Source organism: Phytoactinopolyspora endophytica, from assembly GCF_004138495.1.
GTDB lineage: Bacteria > Actinomycetota > Actinomycetes > Jiangellales > Jiangellaceae > Phytoactinopolyspora > Phytoactinopolyspora endophytica.
Genome location: NZ_ML142859.1, coordinates 91,385 through 99,195 on the forward strand (window position 1 = coordinate 91,385; position 7,811 = coordinate 99,195).

The 7,811-nt window shown below is 66.2% G+C and carries 9 protein-coding genes; 3 read left to right on the forward strand and 6 right to left on the reverse strand.

Going from position 1 to position 7,811, the window contains the following annotated elements:
• The coding region (locus tag ELR45_RS20575; RefSeq protein ID WP_129668033.1) for a S9 family peptidase at positions 1–1,888 on the reverse strand (1,888 nt) is incomplete at its 3' end.
• A gap of 371 nt (positions 1,889–2,259) precedes the next feature.
• Here ELR45_RS20575 and ELR45_RS20580 point away from each other — a divergent pair.
• On the forward strand, positions 2,260–2,850 hold the full coding sequence (locus ELR45_RS20580; RefSeq protein ID WP_129668034.1) for a GNAT family N-acetyltransferase: 591 nt from the start codon (positions 2,260–2,262) through the stop codon (positions 2,848–2,850).
• Here ELR45_RS20580 and ELR45_RS20585 read toward each other — a convergent pair.
• Positions 2,824–3,225 (reverse strand): YjbQ family protein, encoded by a 402-nt coding sequence (locus ELR45_RS20585; protein ID WP_129668035.1) that lies wholly within the window; start codon positions 3,223–3,225, stop codon positions 2,824–2,826. The two genes, ELR45_RS20580 and ELR45_RS20585, sit on opposite strands and share 27 nt — an antisense overlap.
• Positions 3,226–3,542: 317 nt before the next feature.
• Here ELR45_RS20585 and ELR45_RS20590 point away from each other — a divergent pair, with 317 nt between their 5' ends.
• Positions 3,543–3,902, forward strand: coding sequence for a LapA family protein (locus ELR45_RS20590; protein WP_129668036.1), 360 nt, complete (start codon positions 3,543–3,545; stop codon positions 3,900–3,902).
• Between the two features lie 3 nt (positions 3,903–3,905).
• Here ELR45_RS20590 and ELR45_RS20595 read toward each other — a convergent pair whose 3' ends face one another.
• Together ELR45_RS20595 and ELR45_RS20600 are read right to left on the reverse strand one after the other, a co-directional pair.
• A complete protein-coding gene (locus tag ELR45_RS20595) occupies positions 3,906–4,454 on the reverse strand; it encodes a class I SAM-dependent methyltransferase (RefSeq protein ID WP_129668037.1) in 549 nt (182 codons plus the stop codon).
• Positions 4,455–4,463: 9 nt separating this feature from the next.
• Positions 4,464–5,153, reverse strand: coding sequence for a TetR/AcrR family transcriptional regulator (locus tag ELR45_RS20600; protein WP_129668038.1), 690 nt, complete (start codon positions 5,151–5,153; stop codon positions 4,464–4,466).
• A gap of 137 nt (positions 5,154–5,290) precedes the next feature.
• On the opposite strand from ELR45_RS20600, the gene ELR45_RS20605 reads away from it, so the two are divergent.
• Positions 5,291–6,733: an MDR family MFS transporter gene (locus ELR45_RS20605; protein WP_129668039.1), complete on the forward strand. Its 1,443-nt coding sequence runs from the start codon at positions 5,291–5,293 to the stop codon at positions 6,731–6,733.
• Here ELR45_RS20605 and ELR45_RS20610 read toward each other — a convergent pair.
• Entirely contained in the window at positions 6,687–7,490 is an 804-nt protein-coding gene (locus ELR45_RS20610) for a TIGR02569 family protein (RefSeq protein ID WP_129668040.1), read from the reverse strand. The genes ELR45_RS20605 and ELR45_RS20610 overlap by 47 nt on opposite strands.
• Before the next feature lie 53 nt (positions 7,491–7,543).
• Positions 7,544–7,811 (reverse strand): lysylphosphatidylglycerol synthase transmembrane domain-containing protein (locus ELR45_RS35605; RefSeq protein WP_165367968.1); only part of this gene is annotated, 268 nt, incomplete at its 5' end.

The window sequence follows — 7,811 nt, forward strand, 5'->3', positions numbered from 1 at the left end:
CCTCGTCGGACGGACGGTGTCCCTGACCGGGCAATGGAAGCAGGTTGTGCGCCTTGCCGGCTGCCGTCAGCGCGGCGGAGAGCCGGAAGGCGTGCGTGCTCCACACGTTGGTGTCCGCGAGACCCTGGACGATGAGCAACGGGCGGATGAGGTCGGCAGCGTACGGAAGGAGCGAACAGCGACGGTAGGCCCCGGCGTTGCCGTCCGGATCGCCGAGGAACCGCTCCTTCCAGTACGTGTCGTACATCCGCTGGTCACTCAACGCTGCCCCGGCGACTCCCGCATGGAACACCTCGGGGTGGTGGAGCACCGCCGCGGCGGCGAGGAACCCACTGAAGCTCCAGCCACGGAAGGCGACGCGGCCGAGATCCAGGTCATCATCCCGTTCCGCGACGGCGTGAAGCGCGTCGATCTGGTCCTGCAGGACTGGACTGACGACGTCGCCGTGTATCGCGCGTGAGAAGGCCGGGCCCCTGCCGGGGGTCCCTCGGCCGTCGGCGGTGAGAACCACGAACCCATGCTCGGCGAACCATTGTGACAGCAGGTAGTGCCACGAGCGGCAGGAGAGCGCGAGCTGCATGCCGGGGCCCGCATAGGGGTTGATGAGCACCGGGAGCCTGCCGGAATGCTCGTCGTGCCACGAAGGTTTGAAAACGGCAGTGCGCAGCGCGCGGTCTCCGGCGCGGAGAAGCTCGAGGCGCAGGTCGAGCACAGGAGTCTCCTCATGCGAGGCGATTGGCCGCCCGTCGACTGTCGCTCTCCGGCCGGCGAAGGTCCGGCTGTCGACCAAAGTCGTCCCTCCGACACGGAAGCCGTCGTGGACGCCGGGTTCTTCGCTGAGTTTGCGCAGCTTGCCGTCATAGACGTACAGGTGCTGCTCGCTCGGCTCGGTCCGGGCGAGCAGACTGATCGTGTCACCGTCGACGGCTCGGACCTGGCTGACCTGGAGGCCGGGCGGAGTGACGAGCCGGTCGCCGACGATCAACCGGTCGGTGTCGGTATCGGCGTCGCGCTCGACCCAGATCAGATCACCGGATACGGTGCGCCCCGGCGTTCCGATGGCGACGTCGACCCATTCCGGGTCCGTGACTTCGCGGACGAGGCTGGTGATCCCGGTGTCCGTGTCGACCTCGAGGAGGTGAACGATCCGTTGGTCGCGGGTTTGCACGGCGATCAGGGGCCGCTCCGCGCTCCAGTCCGCGCGGACCAGGTACTCGAACCGCTCGCGATCCCACTGAACCTCTATCGACATGCCGGCCACGTCGACGACGTGCAACGACACATCGGCGTTCAACGTGCCGACGACGGGATAGCGGACGCGCCGAGGTGGTTCGCTGGGGCGTGCCGGGTCGGTGAGATGCAGGACCTGGACGGCGCTCTCATCGATCCGGGCGACCAGCAGACGGTTGCCGTCCGGTGCCCACCAATGCCCGCGGTCGCGGTCCATCGACATCCAGGCGGCGTACTCCGGCAACCCGTACGTGATGTCGTCGGTCTCCGGCTTGCACAGGACCCGGTCGTCGGAACAGTCGACGTCGATGATGTGCAACGCCCGGTCATGGACGTACGCGATGACGGAGCCGCTCGGGTCGACACGAGGATGCTGGGCGCCGGCCACGGGTAGTGGTGCACACCGACCGGTGCGGAGATCGGCCAGGTAGAGGTTGGACTTGTGTACCGCGGTGGCGAAGGCCGTTGTCCGCTCAGCGCAGTACGAGTCAGCCCCGCCGATACAGCGGTCCGCGTGGTCTTCGACATCGCGTACCCACAGCTCACCGTCCCGGAGGTAGGTGATGAAGCGGCCGTCGTGAGCTGCCCGGAACTCGTCGGGGACGCCGGACGTGAATCGCTTGGTGCGGGCGAGTTGCCGTGGAAGATCCTCGGTCATGGCATTGCTCCTTTGACTCTCTCATCCGAAGGTCCGGCCGAACCCGTTGACACGGGCGGACCGAAGGGTGGATCCACGCCAGCTGAATGGGCGTGGGCAGGCGCATTTGAGGACGTCGTCGGACGTCCTCAAACGAGGCTTGGTGGGCAGGGGGCAGATCACCCTGACCTGTCCGCGTGCGCGGACAGAGAATTCCCGTGGGAAGTCGACGGCGGATTGCGCCGACGCGGCAGGAATGGTGGGACTTCGGCGTGACCGAAGCTGCGCCGTGCCCGACAGGCGGCGTCGCCGCTATGGGGAATGTAGGCATACCCGGTGCTCGGTCCGCAAATCGCCGGCGGCGTGGGGAAGCATGTTGTATGACTGTCTCTATGGCACAGCTCAGTCCGCCGACCGTCGATGTCCATGAGTCGTTCCTCGCCGCCATGGCGGAGTTTCAGGCCGAAGGTCGTGGCTACCTCGAGGATCGGTCGATGATCGGTAGTGAGATCCGCACCTACGGCAGGTCGTGGTCCTCACCGGAGGTATTCACCGAGTACGTGCGGTGGTTACGAGCTCAGGCGCTCGAATCCTCGACGCGACCGAACGGCTGGGTGCCGTCGACGACCTTGTGGTGGGTGGACGGCGTACACTTTCTCGGCCGGATCGCCATCCGGCACTGGCTCAATGCCCATCTCAGAAGGCTCGGCGGCCACATCGGATATGACGTCAGGCCGTCCGCCCGCCGTCTGGGTCACGCGACGGCGATGTTGCATGCCGCCCTGCCGGTCGCGCATGAGCTGGGGATCGAACAGGCACTGATCACCTGCGACGAGGACAATGTCGCCTCGCGCAAGGTCATCGAGCGCAACGGTGGCGTGTTCGAGAACAAGATCGACAACAAGTTGCGCTTCTGGACGCCCGCGCTCCAGCCGGACGATCCAGCGAACCCGCGGTCAGCCGGACAGGAACGACACGCGTAGGTGGCGGTCCTTGTTGTCGACGTTGGAGTCGACGATCACCACGCTCTGCCACGTACCCAGCGCCAGGTCGCCGTCGATCACTGGAAGGGTGAGCGAGGACGAGATGAAAGCGGGCAGGACATGGTCGCGTCCGTGGCCGGGGCTTCCGTGCCGATGGCGGTAGATGTCCTCACGAGGTAGGAGCCGCTCGACGGCGTCCGCGAGGTCGGGCTCGCTCAGAGCGCCGGTCTCGATCAGCGCAAGACCCGCGGTTGCGTGCGGCACGAACAGATGGCAGAGCCCGTCGCCGCGTCCGCGGCAGTATCTGCTGGCCACCGATGTGACGTCGGTGACCATCTCGGTTCCGGTATGCACGTCGAAGATGTCGCTGTCCACCCGACCATTGTGACCGGGTGGTGTGCCCGTGTTCCAGCGCATCCAAGCCGGGGCGTAGCGCGAGACCAACGACAGGTCTGACCAGTCCGTGCACCTGCAACCTCGCCCGCTTCGGTGCTCTGATCAGCGACGACGGTCTGCCGCAAGCCCAAGTCGTGCCGCACTCGAACACGCTGTTGCATCTTCGGCGTTTGCCCGGGGACGACACGGGAAATGATGTTGGGCGAATGCGCGAGAACGTGAAATGAAGAGCGGCACTCGACAATGCCCCACCTGAGCACGTGGCTTGGTGGACGGGCTGTATGGAGGACTGGATCATGATAGCGCTAGCGATACTTCTTCTCGCTGTCGCGATTGCGCTGGCAGTCATCGTCGTTCTTGAGGGCGGCGAGACGGTGGCCATGGACGTGTTCGGCGCCGGGTTCGACATCCCTGCCTGGGGCGTGTTCCTCGCCGGTGCCGGGACCGGTCTCATCGCCTTGTGCGGTCTCGCCCTGCTGCTGTTCGGCATCCGTCAGGTGCAGGAGCGCCGACGCGAGCTCGAGTATCTGCGGAAGAAGGTCAGAGATCAGGAACGCTCCGAGACGGAGCCGGAGCTGGACGAGACCGTGGGGCCGGACACGACGGGCAACTGGTCTGCCTACGGCAGGCGCGGCCGCCCGGTCGATGTCTCCTGACGGCTACTGCGAGGCATGGATCAGCATCATCGTCTTGCGCCCGTAGGGACACTGGATGGTGCGGACGTCCGTATGGCCGAGGTCGGAGAGGCGGGTCACCACCTCGCTCGCCTGTTCCGCGGTGATCCCGTGTCCCGGCTTCTTGAGCAGTCGCTCCGCGATCAGGAGGCGGCCGCTGGGCGCAAGCTTGGCGGTCAGCGAGGTCAGCCCGGCGTCGCGGTCGGGCCAGTGATGCATCGACGCCAGTGAGAAGATCACAGTGAACGTGCCGTCGTCGAATGGCAGGTTCTCCGCACTGCCCACGCGAGCGTCTACTCCGGGCACTCGCTTGCGGACCATGTCGACGAACGTCGCGGAGGGATCGACGGCGGCCACCCGATCGGCGCCGATGTTTTCAGCGACGAGTGCGACCGCGGCCCCGGGGCCACAGCCGACCTCCAGCGCGCGGTCGTCCGCGGAGAGCTCGGCAGCGTCGACGACGATTCCGTTCGACTTCGATCGGCCGTAGAGCCAGCCGTAGATCCGCCCAGTGACAGCCCCGAAGCTTCGCATGGCCTCAGGTTACTTCTGCCCGGCGTCATCCGGGTGGCCCGAATCTTCGGTCGGTGGGCGTGCTGCAAAGGCTTGAAGGAACGTGTCCACGGCGGTTCGGGTCAGGCTTTTCAGCTCGGAGTCCGGTAGCGGGCGCGTGCCCAGGGCGGAGCGCGCCTCAACAGGTCCAGTGAGCAGGGCGATGAACTGTTCTGCCGCGACGACCGGATCCTCTGTCCGAAGGCGTCCGGCAAGAGAGAGCCGTGCCAGGCGGTCGGCGAGGGCTTCCTCGACACGCGTCGCCGCCCGTCCGCGGACGATGTCGAGCAGGTCGGGAAACCTGGTGATCTCGGCGTAGAGCAAGCGTCGAAGCGCCGAAGATCGTTCGTCGCAGTAGCATTCGAGCATTCGGTAACCCACGTCTTCAAGGGTGCCCCGGACGTCGTCGCCGGAGTTGTGCAGCAGCTCGACCGCGGCCAGGTTCTTGGCCATGACCTGGTCCGCGTCGACGACGACGGCTTCCCGAAACAGGGACTCCTTATCGCCGAAATGGTTGTAGACGGTGGGCTTGGCCACCCCAGCTTCAGCCGCGATCACGTCCACGCTTGCATGCGAGTACCCCTCGCGGGCGAACACGGAGAACGCGGCGAACAGGATCGCCTGTCGTTTGTCGATGCGCCCACGTGCGGTTCCATGCGCCGAGGTGTTGGCCGGACTCACGCTGCCATGCTACCGCGGCATCCGCCCCATATTTTACTGATTAGTTCAATTTGGCTACCTCGCTGGTTGCGTTGGAAGGATGAGTGAAGCTAATTTGAACTTGCCAGTTAAATTCGCTTTACTCATTTGGGGACTTCATGCTTCGCACCTCGGGCGACCGGTTAGACCCTGCCTTGTCCCGGCTCATCGTCGTGCTGCTGCTCGGTGGGATGATGGGCCTGCTCGACGGCACCATGGTGGCGGTCGGCGTCGATACTCTCGCTGTTCGATTCCACGCCTCGCTCAGCACCGTGGGCTGGGTAGCGACTGGCTACCTGTTGGCCGTAACGGCCGCGATCCCGTTGACGGCATGGGCAACCGACCGGATCGGCGCCAAGAAGCTTTGGCTTCTCGGCATCGGCCTGTTCCTCTTCGGTTCGCTCGCCTCGGGCGCGGCGTGGGACGTGAGAAGCCTCATCGCCTTCCGCGTGATTCAAGGCCTTGGAGCCGGTGTTGTCGATCCACTCATGCTCGTTCTGCTGGCCCGCGCGGCTGGACCGCATCGCGCGGGGAGGGTCATGGGCCTGATGGGCATTGTGCTCTCCCTCGGCCCGGTGCTCGGCCCGGTCATCGGAGGGATCATTCTGGACGGCCTGAGCTGGCGATGGATGTTCTTCATCAACGTGCCGATCGGCGTTGTCGCGTTCTTGCTGTCCCTCCGGACGGTGCCGGCCGATCCGTCGCCCTCCGAACGTCCGCGAACCAGGCTGGACGTCATCGGTCTGGCGTTGATCGCGCCGGGAGCAACGGCCTTGATTCTCGCCTTGTCTCAGACAGCGGAGCGCGCCCAGTTCACCCATCCTGCTGTGCTCGTCCCCTTGGGCGGGGGAGTGGCGCTGCTGGCCGGCTACGCGGCACACGCCCGTCGGGTCCAAGACAGGCCACCGCTCATCGATCCGAGGCTGTTCACCCATCGCGGTTTCGTGGCGAGCGTGACCGTCATGGCGTTCGTCGGCGCCATGATGTTCTCGATGTTGTTCACGCTGCCGTTGTACTACCAGCAGACGCAGGGGCACGGTGCGCTCACGGCGGGATTGCTGGTGGCGCCGTATGGCGTCGGCGCTGCCGTCGCGATGCCGATAGCGGGACGGCTGTCCGATCAGGTCGGTGCGAGGAGCCTGGCGCGTGGGGGCACGATCGTGGCTGCGATTGGCGTGTTGGTCTTCACGCAGGTCGACGTGGCGACAGACGAGAGATGGCTGGTTGTGGCAGCCCTCGTGGTCGGGCTTGGGTCCGGCTTCGTCGGCGCGCCGACGATGGGATCCATGTACCGGACGTTGCCGTCTTCGCTCGTACCCCAGGGAAGTTCGGTGTTGTACATGCTCAACCAGCTGGGTGCGTCTGTCGGCGTCGCGGTCGTCGCGCATCTCCTCGAGCTGATCGGCGACGACGACCCGGTGCGCGGTTTTCAGGGTGTCTTCTGGTGGGTCACTGGCGTGCTTGTCGTGGTGTTGGCGGTCGCCAGTCTCCTGCCTGGCCGGCCGGACGGCAACGTCAGACGGCACCGACCGCCTCGATCACAGGCCGGTAAGCCTCTGTGATCGACGGCGGAGGGCCGCTGAATCCGGAGGCCGCATCGTCGGTGGCGATCCGGTAGATCAGGGCGCGGACCAGCATCTGCTTCCACTCCGCCAGATGAGACCAGCGATCGGCGAGATCGGGTGGTGCCTTGTACCAGGTCATCGCGTCGCAGACGACGACAGCCGCTGCCCACTGCGGTGGGCGGAAGTACACCGGCCAGTCGATGACGGCCGGGGCGTGGCCCTCGGCGAAGAGGACGTTGCCGAGCAAGTCGCCGTGGACGACTTGTGAAGGAAGGTCGACCGGGCACCTCTGCGCAGCCAAGGGTTCCAGCAGTGAGAGGACGGCATCGCTGCCGATGACCGGGCTCTCCTCCCACGCCATACGGTCCCCGAAGGTCCAGGGGTCGTCTCGAGTGTCGAGGAAGCTCGGGCGCGGCAACGTTCTCACCGCTGAGTGGAACGCCGCGCCTGCGCGCAGGACGTCGTCCGGGCGGCCGTGGTCTTCTTGGCCGGTAACGGCATAAGAGGCCTGCCAGCCGTCCGCGGTCCAACGGCCGTCGAGGGTCCGTGCCGGTCTGGCCACGCGGAACTCCTCGGTCTCCGCGATGGACGCGAGAACCTCCGCCCGCCATCCGGTCTCGACCGGATTGTCGACGGGTTTTAGCACGAGGTCGCCCGCCCGCCATGACGTTCCCTGGCCGCCATCCAGTGGACGTAAGCCATCTGTGGGGACGCCGAACGAGGCCAGAGTCTCCCTGGATGGTGGTGCCGTCACGAGGCCACCTTAAGCCGTCGTCCACCGGATGCGGGGGACGAGGTACCGCGTCGTCAGATAGTGGCCGCGTGCTCCTGAGCTCGGCGACGGCCGGGACCGCCATGTCTGTTCTTCCAGCCCATGACCACCCACCCACCGGCGAAGAGCGCGGCCGCGACGACGGGCGCGAGGAGGATCACCGCACGGAAGAGCAACACGATCGGCAGTGCCTCACCGACGGCTACCCCGGCGACGACGAGGCCGGCGACCAGCGCTGCCTCGGACGACCCGATGCCGGCGGGTGTCGGAGTGGTCGCCGACAGCGCTGTCCCCGCGATGTAG

Excerpts from the sequence above, each read along its gene's own strand:
- ELR45_RS20590 (WP_129668036.1), top strand. The coding sequence starts at position 3,543 with ATGATAGCGCTAGCGATACTTCTTCTCGCTGTCGCGATTGCGCTGGCA.
- ELR45_RS20580 (WP_129668034.1), top strand. The coding sequence starts at position 2,260 with ATGGCACAGCTCAGTCCGCCGACCGTCGATGTCCATGAGTCGTTCCTC.
- ELR45_RS20605 (WP_129668039.1), top strand. The coding sequence starts at position 5,291 with ATGCTTCGCACCTCGGGCGACCGGTTAGACCCTGCCTTGTCCCGGCTC.
- ELR45_RS20595 (WP_129668037.1), bottom strand. The coding sequence starts at position 4,454 with ATGCGAAGCTTCGGGGCTGTCACTGGGCGGATCTACGGCTGGCTCTAC.